At 39.1% G+C, this 12,698-nt stretch carries 23 protein-coding genes; 4 read left to right on the top strand and 19 right to left on the bottom strand.

Annotated elements, in window-relative coordinates; genetic code table 11:
• Nucleotides 1–41: 41 nt before the first annotated feature.
• Nucleotides 42–560: a P-loop NTPase family protein gene (locus AC0VX7_RS10055; RefSeq protein ID WP_475427693.1), complete on the bottom strand. Its 519-nt coding sequence runs from the start codon at nt 558–560 to the stop codon at nt 42–44.
• An 18-nt stretch (nt 561–578) separates the two neighbouring features.
• Nucleotides 579–755 carry a hypothetical protein gene (locus AC0VX7_RS10050; RefSeq protein ID WP_475427692.1) on the bottom strand — a complete coding sequence of 59 codons (177 nt, stop codon included), beginning with the start codon at nt 753–755 and terminating at the stop codon, nt 579–581.
• A gap of 86 nt (nt 756–841) precedes the next feature.
• On the opposite strand from AC0VX7_RS10050, the gene AC0VX7_RS10045 reads away from it, so the two are divergent.
• Entirely contained in the window at nt 842–1,036 is a 195-nt protein-coding gene (locus AC0VX7_RS10045; protein WP_475427691.1) for a hypothetical protein, read from the top strand.
• 122 nt (nt 1,037–1,158) lie between these two features.
• On the opposite strand, the gene AC0VX7_RS10040 is transcribed toward AC0VX7_RS10045, so the two are convergent.
• Entirely contained in the window at nt 1,159–1,380 is a 222-nt protein-coding gene (locus AC0VX7_RS10040; protein ID WP_215031032.1) for a hypothetical protein, read from the bottom strand.
• 136 nt (nt 1,381–1,516) lie between these two features.
• On the opposite strand from AC0VX7_RS10040, the gene AC0VX7_RS10035 reads away from it, so the two are divergent.
• The gene (locus AC0VX7_RS10035; RefSeq protein ID WP_475427690.1) at nt 1,517–2,425 is read left to right on the top strand and encodes a nuclease-related domain-containing protein; all 909 of its coding nucleotides are present in this window, start codon (nt 1,517–1,519) and stop codon (nt 2,423–2,425) included.
• Nucleotides 2,426–3,144: 719 nt separating this feature from the next.
• On the opposite strand, the gene AC0VX7_RS10030 is transcribed toward AC0VX7_RS10035, so the two are convergent.
• The 9 genes from AC0VX7_RS10030 to AC0VX7_RS09990 all read right to left on the bottom strand — a co-directional run bounded on the left by AC0VX7_RS10030 (nt 3,145) and on the right by AC0VX7_RS09990 (nt 8,019).
• A complete protein-coding gene (locus AC0VX7_RS10030) occupies nt 3,145–3,702 on the bottom strand; it encodes a GNAT family N-acetyltransferase (protein ID WP_475427689.1) in 558 nt (185 codons plus the stop codon).
• Nucleotides 3,703–3,709: 7 nt separating this feature from the next.
• Nucleotides 3,710–4,453: a class I SAM-dependent DNA methyltransferase gene (locus tag AC0VX7_RS10025; protein ID WP_475427688.1), complete on the bottom strand. Its 744-nt coding sequence runs from the start codon at nt 4,451–4,453 to the stop codon at nt 3,710–3,712.
• A gap of 64 nt (nt 4,454–4,517) precedes the next feature.
• Nucleotides 4,518–4,955 (bottom strand): GyrI-like domain-containing protein, encoded by a 438-nt coding sequence (locus AC0VX7_RS10020; RefSeq protein WP_475427687.1) that lies wholly within the window; start codon nt 4,953–4,955, stop codon nt 4,518–4,520.
• A 66-nt stretch (nt 4,956–5,021) separates the two neighbouring features.
• Nucleotides 5,022–5,603 carry a DUF899 family protein gene (locus AC0VX7_RS10015; RefSeq protein WP_475427686.1) on the bottom strand — a complete coding sequence of 194 codons (582 nt, stop codon included), beginning with the start codon at nt 5,601–5,603 and terminating at the stop codon, nt 5,022–5,024.
• A 19-nt stretch (nt 5,604–5,622) separates the two neighbouring features.
• A complete protein-coding gene (locus tag AC0VX7_RS10010; RefSeq protein ID WP_475427685.1) occupies nt 5,623–6,183 on the bottom strand; it encodes an AAA family ATPase in 561 nt (186 codons plus the stop codon).
• Entirely contained in the window at nt 6,180–6,599 is a 420-nt protein-coding gene (locus tag AC0VX7_RS10005) for a VOC family protein (protein ID WP_475427684.1), read from the bottom strand. The genes AC0VX7_RS10010 and AC0VX7_RS10005 overlap by 4 nt, the downstream gene beginning before the upstream one ends.
• A 143-nt stretch (nt 6,600–6,742) precedes the next feature.
• Nucleotides 6,743–7,183 (bottom strand): hypothetical protein, encoded by a 441-nt coding sequence (locus tag AC0VX7_RS10000; protein ID WP_475427683.1) that lies wholly within the window; start codon nt 7,181–7,183, stop codon nt 6,743–6,745.
• Between the two features lie 17 nt (nt 7,184–7,200).
• Nucleotides 7,201–7,680: a hypothetical protein gene (locus tag AC0VX7_RS09995; RefSeq protein ID WP_475427682.1), complete on the bottom strand. Its 480-nt coding sequence runs from the start codon at nt 7,678–7,680 to the stop codon at nt 7,201–7,203.
• Between the two features lie 12 nt (nt 7,681–7,692).
• Nucleotides 7,693–8,019, bottom strand: a complete 327-nt coding sequence (locus AC0VX7_RS09990) for a hypothetical protein (RefSeq protein ID WP_475427681.1) — start codon at nt 8,017–8,019, stop codon at nt 7,693–7,695.
• 87 nt (nt 8,020–8,106) lie between these two features.
• Here AC0VX7_RS09990 and AC0VX7_RS09985 point away from each other — a divergent pair, with 87 nt between their 5' ends.
• Nucleotides 8,107–8,682, top strand: a complete 576-nt coding sequence (locus AC0VX7_RS09985) for a CBO0543 family protein (protein WP_475427680.1) — start codon at nt 8,107–8,109, stop codon at nt 8,680–8,682.
• Between the two features lie 56 nt (nt 8,683–8,738).
• Here AC0VX7_RS09985 and AC0VX7_RS09980 read toward each other — a convergent pair whose 3' ends face one another.
• The 5 genes from AC0VX7_RS09980 to AC0VX7_RS09960 form a co-directional block, all read right to left on the bottom strand.
• Nucleotides 8,739–9,104, bottom strand: a complete 366-nt coding sequence (locus tag AC0VX7_RS09980; RefSeq protein WP_215031072.1) for a DUF2500 domain-containing protein — start codon at nt 9,102–9,104, stop codon at nt 8,739–8,741.
• Nucleotides 9,105–9,183: 79 nt separating this feature from the next.
• Complete coding sequence (locus tag AC0VX7_RS09975) at nt 9,184–9,648, bottom strand: GyrI-like domain-containing protein (protein WP_215031075.1); 465 nt, start codon at nt 9,646–9,648, stop codon at nt 9,184–9,186.
• Between the two features lie 143 nt (nt 9,649–9,791).
• Nucleotides 9,792–10,283, bottom strand: a complete 492-nt coding sequence (locus AC0VX7_RS09970) for a GNAT family N-acetyltransferase (RefSeq protein WP_475427679.1) — start codon at nt 10,281–10,283, stop codon at nt 9,792–9,794.
• 32 nt (nt 10,284–10,315) lie between these two features.
• The gene (locus AC0VX7_RS09965; protein WP_475427678.1) at nt 10,316–10,789 is read right to left on the bottom strand and encodes an NUDIX domain-containing protein; all 474 of its coding nucleotides are present in this window, start codon (nt 10,787–10,789) and stop codon (nt 10,316–10,318) included.
• Nucleotides 10,786–11,244, bottom strand: coding sequence for a GNAT family N-acetyltransferase (locus AC0VX7_RS09960; RefSeq protein ID WP_475427677.1), 459 nt, complete (start codon nt 11,242–11,244; stop codon nt 10,786–10,788). The genes AC0VX7_RS09965 and AC0VX7_RS09960 overlap by 4 nt, the downstream gene beginning before the upstream one ends.
• Nucleotides 11,245–11,333: 89 nt before the next feature.
• On the opposite strand from AC0VX7_RS09960, the gene AC0VX7_RS09955 reads away from it, so the two are divergent.
• On the top strand, nt 11,334–11,807 hold the full coding sequence (locus AC0VX7_RS09955; protein WP_215031083.1) for a hypothetical protein: 474 nt from the start codon (nt 11,334–11,336) through the stop codon (nt 11,805–11,807).
• A 51-nt stretch (nt 11,808–11,858) separates the two neighbouring features.
• Here the strand turns inward: AC0VX7_RS09955 and AC0VX7_RS09950 are convergent, their stop codons facing one another.
• On the bottom strand, nt 11,859–12,122 hold the full coding sequence (locus AC0VX7_RS09950; RefSeq protein ID WP_475427676.1) for a DUF3977 family protein: 264 nt from the start codon (nt 12,120–12,122) through the stop codon (nt 11,859–11,861).
• Nucleotides 12,123–12,124: 2 nt separating this feature from the next.
• Nucleotides 12,125–12,520, bottom strand: a complete 396-nt coding sequence (locus tag AC0VX7_RS09945) for a VOC family protein (RefSeq protein ID WP_475427675.1) — start codon at nt 12,518–12,520, stop codon at nt 12,125–12,127.
• Nucleotides 12,521–12,698: the final 178 nt, after the last annotated feature.

The following is a 12,698-nucleotide window of genomic DNA, read 5'->3' as shown; positions in this document are numbered from 1 at the left end:
GAATTTTATGCAAAATAAAAACACGAGTAATTAAACTCGCGTTAAGATACTTTTTTTCTTTTTCGAAACAGCTTGAATACATCATCATTTTTAGTGAGAATGATGACCTTATCTTTATATGGCTTCATTAGCTTGATTGCCTCTACCAGATTAGCACCGTCATACTGATGGTTCCATTTTAGCAAGTCAATCAGCGTCTTCACATTCTCTTTTCGCGGAGAAGAAACCAGTTTAACTTTTCTTAATACAAACCTTTTTACGATTCTCCAGTCACGTACAAAAACATTCGTTTTAAGCACGAAAATATAATCTGCCTGGCGGAAACTTTCCTCAAGCCAGCTATGATACACCCCTTCAATGATCCACTTTTCCTGACCGATCACCTTTTTCAGCTTTTCCGCCCGTTTTACTGGAGGGGTTTGCGAACCAAAATACTCGGATTCATGATCCCAAAAAAAGTTGTCCAATTCATGCTTAGGTAGTCCAAGCATTTTTGAAAGTTTTCCTGCTATGTAAGATTTCCCGCTTCCGGGTCCGCCAATAATATGTATTCTCGTCACTGTCTTCCACCCTGTTAATTATTCTTTATCGAGATCATTGTCAAAAACTGATGGTGCCCGCTCTTCCTTAATCCCCAGATGGTTTTTGATTTTAGCCAAATCTTTGAGGATGATTCTTGTATTTAGCCAAGCTCCGACTGCCGCGAGAAAGGCAACAGCCAGGATGACGATTAACCAAATATTGATTACTACCAAAATGCTCACCTCTGAAGCAATTTTACCACATTCTAACAGGCATCCGAGATAAAAAAATGATAGAATTCCTTAGGGGGGTTATTTTTATGATTGAAGTTGTAATTTGGATTATCTTATATTTGTTGTTAATGATTATCTTTGTAAGGGCTATTTATAGTGTCATTAAGAAAAAACAAGTTCCGATGGCCATGATTGCGATCCTCGTCATTATTTCGGTACCCATGGTCAGTCTGATGAATAGTATCAACAGGCCTTTGGAGATGATGAATTCGAATTTCTAGCGATGGAAATGAAGCAAGGCGCACTCTGGGCGATTTTCACCATTGCAGGGTATCTCTACCTACTTGTTTGGTTCATTCTTTCGTTAAAAAAATAACGAGTTTCAGATGCTGAAACTCGTTCCTCATTTCCTATACCTTCTCCGTCTAAAATATTCGCCGTTTCGCATCGCCTTTGCTTCTAACACATTTCCGACTATCAATAAAACGACTCCTATTCCGATCAAACTAAACATTACCGTTGGAGAAATGGTCGCAATATATCCCATCCCCTTCATGAACATTGGAACAAGGAAAACGGCAATGCCCGCAGTTTTAAGTAAAATCGCATAAACCTTCAATGACATCCCTACTCCTCCTGACTGAATCGAGTGGTTTTATCATTGTATTCAAGCAGGCTTGTCTAAATTCACAAAAGATTCAATATTTTCATTTCGGTAAAATAGTATGATTAAGTAGACTAAAATCGGAAGGAAGATGCTTGTGGCTTTTAAGGAACGAACGGAACCTATTATTTTGTCAAAGCTTAGAATCTTGAACAAAAGACTTGAGTTAGCAGATGAGGAAAAAAGGTATTTCTCATACCTCGATAAGGGATATAAAGGCGAATTGCAATTCGATGCCATGACGGAAAAACTGACAAGCAGCTGTTTGATCCTGAACGATTTACTGCTCGAAGTTGAAAAAACAACCTTTCAAATCGATACTTTAATTATATTTGCCGGCACATTATATCTTTTTGAAATAAAAACTAACCAGGGCGATTACCTCCACAAACAAGAAGGTCTAACCTCAACAACAACTGGAGTAACAATCAAGAATCCACTCGATCAACTCAACCGCACTAAGCTTCTTTTTAAGAAACTATTAAATCAACTAGGCTACAACTTTAAAATACAAGGTTCAGTCGTTTTTATTAACCCCGAGTTCACCCTGTATCACGCACATCCAGACCTCCCATTCATATTCCCCACCCAGATCAAACGACTCCTCGATAATCTCAATAACCAGCCAGGAGAAGTAACCAGCAACCACAAAAAACTCGCAACCAAACTAGTCTCCCTCCATCGGATCGACACCTCATTCGATAAACTGCCTCAGTATAATTATGATGAACTCAAGAAAGGCATCACTTGTAGTGAGTGTGAATCGTTTTCGGTAGAGGTACACGGGCATTATATATTATGTAAAAGTTGTGGAAATAAAGAAAAGGTTGAGCTTGCTGTCGTACAAATTTTTAAGGAAGTTAAACTACTCTTTCCCGAACTGCCAATAACTACTACAATCATCCAAGATTGGTGCGTTGTAATCGATAGTGATAAAAGAATCAGCAGAATATTGGCGAAAAATTATACTCATTCAGAAATCAGAAAAGGAAGAACGTTTAATTGACCATATTTAAAATGTCTCTTTTCACTCGGAAGATTTATTTACCTCTTTAATAGACATTTTCATTCATGTGTTAAGCTGAAATGTCTATTAAATCCACTTTATTAGACATTTTGATTTCGTGCTCGCTCTGAAATGTCTATTAAATCCACTTTATTAGACATTTTGATCTCGTGCTCGCTCTGAAATGTCTATTAAATCCACTTTATTAGACATTTTGATCTCGTGCTCGCTCTGAAATGTCTATTAAAACCACTTTATTAGACATTTTGATTTCGTACTTGCTCTGAAATGTCTATTAAAACCACTTTATTAGACATTTTGATTTCGTACTTGCTCTGAAATGTCTATTAATACCACTTTATAGAGATTTTAAACCTAGTCTTGCTCTGGAATGTCTATTAAATCATTCTCGAAACAAAAAAAATAGCAACCGGCCCCACCTTCGCCGGTTGCTGTGATAGCCACACTTGCTATCCTGCCTAGTATTTATTTTAAAAGAGTAAAATAAAGTTCATTGCCTCAGTTTGTTAAGACTTTTTTAACTTTTGTTAAAGCAGATAGAAGTGGGCACATACCAATAAGAAATTTATGATGACTTTTTTAACCATCGCCAACACTCCTTAATTGTGAGTTCCCTTACATTTATACTTTAACACAGTATTGTAAAGCTGGATTAAAAGAAATACGGCTATTTTGTAAACTTTTTACCGTATTTTCTATTAATATGTAGTTAAGTTAGTGTCTACCAACTTTAACGCTGCAGCTAGGTCCACGTCCTCTTTTAAATGCAGTGGAGACCAGGGGGCTCGATACTCCCCCTCATGCTTGCATTTAAAAACGCTTATGTAATAATCCTCTTCTGCAAAATCGCCCACATAGTCGAAGCCATTCTCACTGTAAAAGTGTTTTAGTTTCTGATTCCCTGCCCAACAATCCAGATACAATTCTTCACCTAGACTCCGGGCATACTGGCATGCCCAGGAAGTAATCACCGTTCCGTAGCCCTTTCCCTGGTACTCCGGATGGATGGCTATTTGATACAGATATTTTCCGCTCTTTCCTACATGCCAATCATTCAAATCTTTAATTCCAAATGTAGCAATAACTTTCCCGGCCACTGTCCCCACATATAAAAATCCAAGCTGATTCACAAGCACCTTTTCATCCCAAGGATATTCCCACTGGTTAATCCCTTTTTCAAGTAGGTCCAGAGACGCGGCATTTAAAATAGACAATATATCCTCTACATCCTCTTGTCTTGCCAATCGAATTTCCATCTGGTCGTCATTCTCCCCGCTTCGTACCAGAGATCATCAATACCAGTGGAATCCTCATCCGCCGCTCGTACTCTTCCTTGCTGGAGAAGGTTTCGGCTCTTGGCGTGCCTTCTCTAAGATCATCCACTGCGAATCCGTTTTTCAATAAGAGCTTGAAGTATTCTTCGATTGTCCGGTGATATTTAATTACCTTTTTTCCAATCCACGGTTCGATCCGTTCGCCCTGGTTAAAATAGTCATCCACTATCCAATCACTTCTCCTGCCCGAGCCTTCTGCACTTTTCGCGGAGGAAGTGAGAACTGGATGCTGGACGCTAAAGATAAACTTCCCGCCAGGCACCAGTGAGTCATGAACCTTAGTAAAAACACTATTTAAATCCGCTAAATAATGGAGAGCAAATCGAGAGAGGACAAGATCATATTGCTCTGGCTGTGGTTGCCATTCTTCCATTGAAGAGTGTAAAACCTGGCCAGTAGTTCTTTCCAGATTTTCGGCTGCGGCTTGCGCCATATTCTTGGAGCCTTCCACACCGAGATAAGAAGCGCCCCCTTGTTCTAACAGTTCAACCCCAATTTCCGCATCACCAGATCCCAAATCCAGCATCCTTTTACCAGCCACATCTCCTATCATCTCTAACAAAATGGGCTTTTCAATAATGTTGTTTGGACTTTCCGGCCGGTTTCTCCGCTTTATATAATTCTCGTAAAATTCACCTTCGTCATAAACAGAAGCACCTCTGAACTCCATCATATCCACTCCACTTTCTAAAGAAAGACAAATCTTTAATATATTACCATATAGATAAAGGATTGTCTTAGACTCTAATAGGAATATATATTTCTACTTCCTCCACATGATCTTCCACGGGATGGTAGGTTTCTATAATAAAATCTTCAAAGGTGTCCCTTGCGTAGCCCTGTTCATCAATCCATTGATCCAGCGATGAATATAAGCTACCTATCTCTGTCCCTTTTCCTCTGATCATTCCATATGAATGCTGAATATCGAGAAATACCGCACCTTCCGGTAAGGTGTCCAGCGCATCATTAACCATTAACCCAACATAGAAAGTTCCCTCAGTATGGCTCTCACTCGCTTTAGGCTCGTACACCGTAACCTCAGTTCCTGCAAGGTTCGGTACACGCTGTAAAAATTGATGCGCTGTCTTTGGAACTAGTTCGGCAAAATCCTTGTAAAGCCCACTATGCTTCACAGCAATCACTTTGAATTCTCTTTTCACAACCTGGCACATTTATAAGCCTCCTAAAATTGAAAATAACGGAACTCTTCATGGAAGTCCTATATCGATAAAACCTCTCTATTCCCCATAACTATGTTTCGGTCCCCACTCTCCGCTTCTTTCCGGCAACAATTCAAACAGTGACCAAATGCTGCAATAATCATCACCAGGACCGAATGCAGCTTTGGAATAGTGCGTGATAGTTCCATCTTCGTTCTTTAACAAAATAGAAACCCCTGGCCAAAAACCTTCTTTATTTTTAAACCCCAAGTCTTCTTTAAAAGTGGTCCCTTTCGTCGAAACGCTTTTGAATGTCCAGTCGCGTTCCTTTGAAAAATCTGATAGAGTTTGGAAATCATCCGGACTGGTTAAGACAAATGCTGCCTTGTTCTCAAGATGTTGGGTAAAACCACTGAACCCATCAGCCCAAAGTGTACAGTAAGAGCAGGATTTCCCCATATTATGTATGACAATCAACTCATTTTTTTCGCCAAAAAGCTCACTCAATAGAACCTTTTCACCTTCTGTATTTGTTAATGTATAATCTTCTACTGTAAATGAAGGATGCTGTTTTCTTAACGCTGCCAGTTCTTGTTTTATACTCATTAACTCTTTCTCTTTGCTCTCAATTTCCTGTTCTAATTGTTTGATAGAATTCATTCTGCCTCTCCCCTTTCAATTACAAATCAAAATGTTCTTTAATATGTTGAGCAACTTCATTTGCGCTTAAATTCGTGTTATTTATCCGGATATAGTTCTCTCTTTCTATCTCACCTTCAATTGAATTCAAACGATATTGATCCATCGCTTTCACCAGGTTCTGCTCCGACCTTTGCAGATTCCGCTTTGTTGGCTTGTGTTGGAGTCGATGCGGGCTCTTGTTGCGCTCCAGTCTTTCGTCCAAATCAGCCTCCAGTTCAACAAAATACACCGTTCCTCCTTCTGACTCGAAAATTCGGCATACTTTATCCACATACTCCCAGTCTTCCTTCATATCGAACGCCCAGACATAGGTAAAAATTAAACCATATTGATCGCTTTTCGCCATCGCCTCGAAAATTTCCTGACGGAAGAGTCCGACTAATCTCTTCCCCTCCCTTGTCCCATAATCGAAGAAAGGATTCACTAATTCAATCGTCATATGGTTATGGAATAGCTTTAATTCTGTTATTTTTTCAAGTTCATGCCCTACTGTCATTTTTCCGACAGCCTGTGGCCCAAAGATTAGAACAAATTTCATACTTCCTCCTTAACAAACCTTCTCTTAAACACCTGGCTCAACTCACTCCAGACATCAAATTTATTGCCGTCCAGATCGTAAAACACAAAATTCCTGCCTGCATGACCCCTGTTTTCAATCTCACCGACCTTAATTCCTCGTTCTTTAAAATCTGCGTGAATCGAATTAAGTGCCTCCAAACCATCGACTTCGTATGTAAGAACAAACCGTTCCGTACCATTTGCATCAAAAAAGTTAGAGTTCTGTTCCACTGCCTTAACCAAAAACATACTAATATCAGCCAAATTCAGAATAGCTTTGTCATCATCCAGGTAATTTAACTTTGCACCCAGTTTTTCCTTATACCATTCTGCTGAACTCACCGGATCCTTAACAGGAATATAAATCGTACCCACTCGGATTAACTGATTTTTCACTACCTTCACCCCTCTATTAAAAATTCTCTATTGTTCTCTTTTCACCTTCCTTGTTAACAATAAATTTCCATTTACAGAACTTTAACATCGGTAGGCAAAATAAAAACCGCATAGATTTAAGCTTTCTACTAAATCCATACGGTTCAAGATTTTTTCCTTATAAAAAATAAATGCCACCTAACAAAAAAGAATGCCGCTATGTAATAAGGAGCAGAATACCACCATTCCCAACCTGTGTATCGAATAAATCCCACTATGACCATCAGTAGCTCAAAAAGGATTGTAATAACAAGCCAACCTATCATATAAAAAACAAATGTATGAATCTTACGCGGCATAAAATTGAGAAATATAATACCAAAAGATGCTCCAAGAGTTACTTCTATGAAATGCACCCTAAGCTGGACACCGGGACCACCCAGTTCGTAAAGATGGAAATATAAATCCAAAGCAACATCTGTACTTAAGTTGATTAACGCAATAACAGCCCATGAAGAATATATTTCTTTAGCTGTAAGTCGCATCGGCATAAACCAGATAATAAGAAGGTTAATGACCAAAGCCAGATATGGTGCCCAATACATACTGTAACCACCCGCATTTACTTAGTCTCTTTTATTACTGGTTTAGGATCAAGCCACTGAATCCATTTGTAAAAACCTAATAAGGAAATCAATAGGATAGGGTCGACGATGGCAGAGTGCCAAATCTTCCACCAGCCATAGTGAAAATACCCCCACGGCTTTGGCAGCAAGGTGATGAGTTCATATAGTAAAATTAAAAATACATAGAAGAGTAAGAATAAGAATTTTTTAAGTATGTTTTTTTCAAATGGATATAAGTTCAAAAAAATCATATTTACCGGTGGGATCAAAACTGTCCTAGGAATTAACCCTACCCAGTCAACGCCCGATGAGAAATACCAATAACTGTGATACTTGAATTCCACAATCAAATCAAAGAGCATCTGGAAGGCAATAGTGAATGTCCAAATTTGCACAATCTGGCTTGGGAGCAGTCTTTTATTAATCCTGAATGCAATCAGGTTAAAAGTTACAACTGATATGAGTAGTACAATCATAAGCAAAACCCTTCATTCTTTTTCGTTCCCTTTGATTTTCTCCCTCAGGTTCTCCAGCTCTTCAATTGAAAGATCTCCAAGCGCCTGTGTTATTTCCTCTTCGATCTTTTTTCTGTTCCTCTCCCGGTATTGATTCCACCATTCACGCAATCCCTCGGTGTTCTCTAACAAATACTCAATATCAATAACTTCGACTTCATCGTCGGACAGGTAGTCAAGAACCGCGGCTAGCAAGCGGTTTAAGTTTTCTATTTCATCATTGTTATTGTTCACCACAGGTTCAGTTTCTTCCATTACGTTTGCCTGTTCTTCAGAAATTGCTGCTGGCTTTCGTGGCAAAATCTCACCTTCTTTTTTTGTTTTATATGTATTATTCCCCCTGCCTTCATATTTGATTAAATTTCAATGCTGGAAGTGAACTTTTAAATGAGGATACATAAAGCAATCATATTGTTGCATTTTAATTATGAGGTGGTATTCTTGCGTAGAAAAAAACAAAGATTATCTGCAACAATGCTATACACTTCCGCTGTAGTAGCCTTGTTTTTATTACCTTTTGCCATCGTTAAACGTTCCTTTAAAGATTGGATTATCGTTTACCTGGTAAGTATAATTGGGAACTCATGGGCAGACCGGTACCTTGTTTCCAAAGGATATCTAAAATACGAAATAAGACCCTTTAAGAAGAAATTCAAGATTCACTTACCCTTCGACTATGTACATTATCCGTTGATGCTTCTCTATTACAACCAATGGACACTGAATAGTAAGCCAATAGATATATTTCTTAAACTGTTTCCATTTATTATTCCACAGGTACTGATTGAAACATTTGCTGCCAAGAAAACGAACCTAATCGATTGGAAAAAGGGGTGGACATGGTATCACTCGGCTATTAGTTTAGTCTTAAAATTTTTAATATGCCGATGGATTATTGGAATAATCCGGATTATAAATGATAAGGAGTTATCCATAAATACTTCGGGTGAAGGTTCTAAATAAATGTGAAAAAGACCAAATCCATATTGATTTGGTCTTCTAGCTTTTATTGATTGCAATTACAAAGGGTGTCTTGTAAATCCCAAATAGCGGGTTCCTTGAAAGTTTAGTTCGCCCTGATCCCCTTCAACCAGCTGGCCATACTCCTGGCCATCGACTTGAAGTTCGAGCCTGTCGCCGCTTTCAAATTCAAAAGTCACATGATAGAGGCTTCGCGCTCTGGTTTCTCCACCGCCTCGCACACTCGTTCTTTTCGTGACCACTTTAGCATTTGAAGTCAATCGAGGCGATTGGTTGTTTTTACTCCAGGTCCCTATGCTTTTAATAATTGTAAAAATGATTATTCCAAATACTAAAATGAATATGGCTCCCATAAAAATAGGAGCAAATGTAAACATAAAATCTCCTTGTGTTTCTACCATCATGCATTCTCCCCCTGTATATATCTATATGTATTTATCTTTACGAATGAGGGAGACACAAAGTTTCAAATCCTTCCATTTTTTACACTTCAAAAGCAACTGTATCCATGAGTTCCACATCAATATTGGCAGAGTCAGACCATTCATGAAAGGCTTCCAAATGCCATTTATTCGCCAACCTCTGATACCCATTAACCTCGATCCATTGATGTAACTCGTTATACGCCTGCATAATTTCAACGTTAGCACCTCTGTGCCTTAAAACGGCATACATTTGAGCGGGTATGGTTAGGGTAACCATATCTTTAGGAATCTCCTCGAATTCAGATACTTCAACACATACCCAATATCCATCTTCCTCATTAGAACTATGATCAACAATAAAAGCTCCTAACTGCAGTGATGGATTCACGACATTCGCAATTTCATCCATACGCTCACTCAACACCTTCGAAGCTTTTGGAATCTCGATGACATATTGGTCACCTGGACACAACACCCGAATACCCACCAACTTCACTTCCGGTAACTGCTTTACTTCTGGCATAACTGAATCCCCTCTCCTTCTTGTCCAAGCTCCTTACTTCTGACAGCGTTTCCTCTTCCACCACTAAACCTGTCTGAAGTTGCCCTTACTTCTGACAGCTTTTCCTCTTTTACCGCTGAACCTGTCCGAAGTTGCCCTCCGAACTAAATATCTAAATGATAAATAAACATTTCTCCCTCTCTTCCCATTGCAGTTATGCCCTTATCCACTAAGCCACCTTTCTTATAGACGGTTTGGGCAACTATATTTGCATGGTTTACAGCCAATATGATTTCATTTACATCTGGAAAATGTTCTCTTACAAATGGGCACAATAGCTTGATAGATTGTGAAGCAATACCTTTTCCTTGATACACAGCATTTATCGAGTAGGCCCGTAATAATATTGCATCCGTATTATCACTAAAATCTTTCACGCCTTCCCAGCCATGGAGTACAAAAAATCCTGCAGGCTGATGACCATACAATATGACAATTGGATGCCTGTCTGTCTCTGATTCACATATTTGAAGTGCATCTACAGGAAGTGCCGTATATCTTTGCTGATCCACAGACAAACTGTAATTCGACAGCCTCTCTTTATATTCCGGTATGTAAGGTACCAAAGTAACGACTTCTTTTTCCACGATTGACATAATGACCGCTCCTAAAATAAAAATCCAGTAACTTATGTATTTTTAACCACAACATTTCCCTCTGTGTTCTCTTCATGATTCCATGTCACCTGGATTTCGAACGTTCCTTGCTGAAAAAATAATGGAAACCTTCTTCTGATTGATTCCTGCATAGGAAGGTGGTACGCCTCTTCTATGTTAACCCAAACCGCTCTTCCTTCCGGCCCGTTTTCCAATAGTTCTCCTTTAAAATCACTGGTTATATAGTTGAAGATCATATAACGGTCCATTGCAACGGGATTTACATATTCATATAGACCTTTAAACTTTAAATTCCACACCTCTAGACCTGTTTCCTCTTTTACCTCTCTAATCGCACTATCCACAATACTTTCCGGAAAATCCACTTTACCACCTGGAGGAATATACCCTTTGAAATGATCATGCTGTCGGTCGATAAGTAAAACTTTATCTCCATTTTGAATCATGCACACTGTCCAAAGTTTATAGTTGATGTGATCGTTCATCTTATTTCCTCTTTACTTAATTCCTTTTCTAAGACTATCTTCAGTTTCCCATACCGATCGGTATAAGTTTCAGTAATATCGAAACCACTTTTGATATTTAAAATTAACATGCTGCGCCATTTATTCAGAGTCTTTGTTTGAACCGTTTTGTACCCTGACTCTTTTAGATAGCGGTGCTGAATCTTCATCAACATGGAAGCCACACCTAAATGGCGATAATCCGGGTGTACTCCCCCTAGCCAGCTGTAAAACTTTTCATTTGTGAGTTCATATCCTATTTTGTAACCAATCACTTTGTATCCTTCAAAGGCAACATTAAACAGAAGATGTTGCTTATTCTGCATTTTTTCTTTTAACCCGTCAGCCGTACCGAATATAACTCTGTGCACATCTAAAACACCTTCTAAAATATCCTTTTCAGGAATGTAACGATAATATCCATAATCAATTTTCAAGTATTCATCCCCATTCCCCATTTAGATGATTGCTGCATATACTCTTTATTAGGCTGAAACCCTTACTTATAAAATAAGGAGAGATCAAGTTGCACACTAGACTGAATGCGACGCAAAGTTTGCCGGTTCCTTCACGCTGGGGGATTGACGCGGAGATTGCCGGGAAACCGATTGTCAGAGGGACAATCACCATCAATACTATTTCGGGAAATTCCTTCACGGGCACCGCTAATTTTCGAGGTGATCCCATCCCAATCCAGGGAACCTGGGATGAAAATTCGAAATCAATCCGATTCGATTCACCTTATGCTTCGTTTGCTGGCCAATTGACGATTTATGATGACCCAGCTATTAAAGTCCGGCATTTGGTATTAAGCGGCAAGTTTCTGATGAAGCCTCCGTCCTTACAAGCCGGTGAATCAGGCAACTGGATTGCTACCACTGATACAGCTTTGACCGGTCCGCCAATCAATACAGGCGCCATACCACCTGTAGGAGTTTTTCTAACATCTGATCTCCTCTACAACACCGGAAGGAGAAATACCTGGAGATTTCACAGGTGAATGGACGGTACTAATCTTCAGATATATAAAATCTGAAGATTACGTGCTCATCTATTTGGACAGCCCTCGCTCCTTGCTCACGATTCCGAAAATGAATTTAAAATTCCCCTTGTTCTTCTGCATGGTTTTTAAGCCTTCCCTGGAATCGATAATGATAACTGACTTCCAGAACCAAACTCTGATATAAGCTGAATGAAAATTAATAGGACCCTTAATACCCTTTTCTTCATATTCATCCCCGTTCTCGATTTCAAATTCCGTTCTAACAAGCCAGGTATTTCCGATTCCAATTTCAATATATTTTGTTAGGAGCATACTTAACCATTTTTCCCTAAGACGAAATTTTTTCTCTCATTCATTTCCTGTTCTTCTATGTACTCAAAAAATCCTATCCGATTGCCCCACGGGTCGGAAAAGGTTGCCCATTTCACTGGAACTTCTTCTCTTGAAAAAATCTCAAATGACTCGATATGTAACTCATTGATTAATCGTAATCTTTCTTGTTCTATTGACTTAACACCTAAACGCAGTGGACCGCTTCCCTCAGCTGATGTTCCCTCTGCTACCTGCAGCCAGCAACCAGGTATCAATTCCCACTCTGCAAAGCCATTATGGGGAGTAAAATCAGGGTCTTTATGTAATAGAGATTTATACCATTTTAATCCCTCATCGAAATCCGCAACTCGTACCTGGTATGTCATTTCAAAAATCATTTTAATAGCCTCCTGCTATTTCCGTGTCATGTAACCGGATGCCTTAATTCATCGTAGTTATCTAAGCCTGGAAGCGACAAGCTTGTCTACTACTCGCGTTTATCTTTCACTTCCACTTTGAAGAGTTTCTTCATTCCACTTAAATTGTCCTTCTTTTAGAAAAAGGCTTGGGATCTTA

The sequence above is a fragment of the Mesobacillus sp. QJM3NY_10 genome, from assembly GCF_056173465.1.
The sequence above is the reverse complement of the archived record's forward strand: the minus strand, read 5'-3'. Positions and strand labels throughout refer to the sequence as shown.

Coding starts and splice junctions, on each gene's coding strand:
- AC0VX7_RS10045 (WP_475427691.1), top strand. CDS start 842: ATGATTGAAGTTGTAATTTGGATTATCTTATATTTGTTGTTAATGATT.
- AC0VX7_RS10040 (WP_215031032.1), bottom strand. CDS start 1,380: ATGTCATTGAAGGTTTATGCGATTTTACTTAAAACTGCGGGCATTGCC.
- AC0VX7_RS10030 (WP_475427689.1), bottom strand. CDS start 3,702: ATGGAAATTCGATTGGCAAGACAAGAGGATGTAGAGGATATATTGTCT.
- AC0VX7_RS10025 (WP_475427688.1), bottom strand. CDS start 4,453: ATGATGGAGTTCAGAGGTGCTTCTGTTTATGACGAAGGTGAATTTTAC.
- AC0VX7_RS10020 (WP_475427687.1), bottom strand. CDS start 4,955: ATGTGCCAGGTTGTGAAAAGAGAATTCAAAGTGATTGCTGTGAAGCAT.
- AC0VX7_RS10015 (WP_475427686.1), bottom strand. CDS start 5,603: ATGAATTCTATCAAACAATTAGAACAGGAAATTGAGAGCAAAGAGAAA.
- AC0VX7_RS10010 (WP_475427685.1), bottom strand. CDS start 6,183: ATGAAATTTGTTCTAATCTTTGGGCCACAGGCTGTCGGAAAAATGACA.
- AC0VX7_RS10000 (WP_475427683.1), bottom strand. CDS start 7,183: ATGTATTGGGCACCATATCTGGCTTTGGTCATTAACCTTCTTATTATC.
- AC0VX7_RS09995 (WP_475427682.1), bottom strand. CDS start 7,680: ATGATTGTACTACTCATATCAGTTGTAACTTTTAACCTGATTGCATTC.
- AC0VX7_RS09985 (WP_475427680.1), top strand. CDS start 8,107: ATGAGGATACATAAAGCAATCATATTGTTGCATTTTAATTATGAGGTG.
- AC0VX7_RS09980 (WP_215031072.1), bottom strand. CDS start 9,104: ATGATGGTAGAAACACAAGGAGATTTTATGTTTACATTTGCTCCTATT.
- AC0VX7_RS09975 (WP_215031075.1), bottom strand. CDS start 9,648: ATGCCAGAAGTAAAGCAGTTACCGGAAGTGAAGTTGGTGGGTATTCGG.
- AC0VX7_RS09970 (WP_475427679.1), bottom strand. CDS start 10,283: ATGTCAATCGTGGAAAAAGAAGTCGTTACTTTGGTACCTTACATACCG.
- AC0VX7_RS09965 (WP_475427678.1), bottom strand. CDS start 10,789: ATGAACGATCACATCAACTATAAACTTTGGACAGTGTGCATGATTCAA.
- AC0VX7_RS09950 (WP_475427676.1), bottom strand. CDS start 12,122: ATGCTCCTAACAAAATATATTGAAATTGGAATCGGAAATACCTGGCTT.
- AC0VX7_RS09945 (WP_475427675.1), bottom strand. CDS start 12,520: ATGATTTTTGAAATGACATACCAGGTACGAGTTGCGGATTTCGATGAG.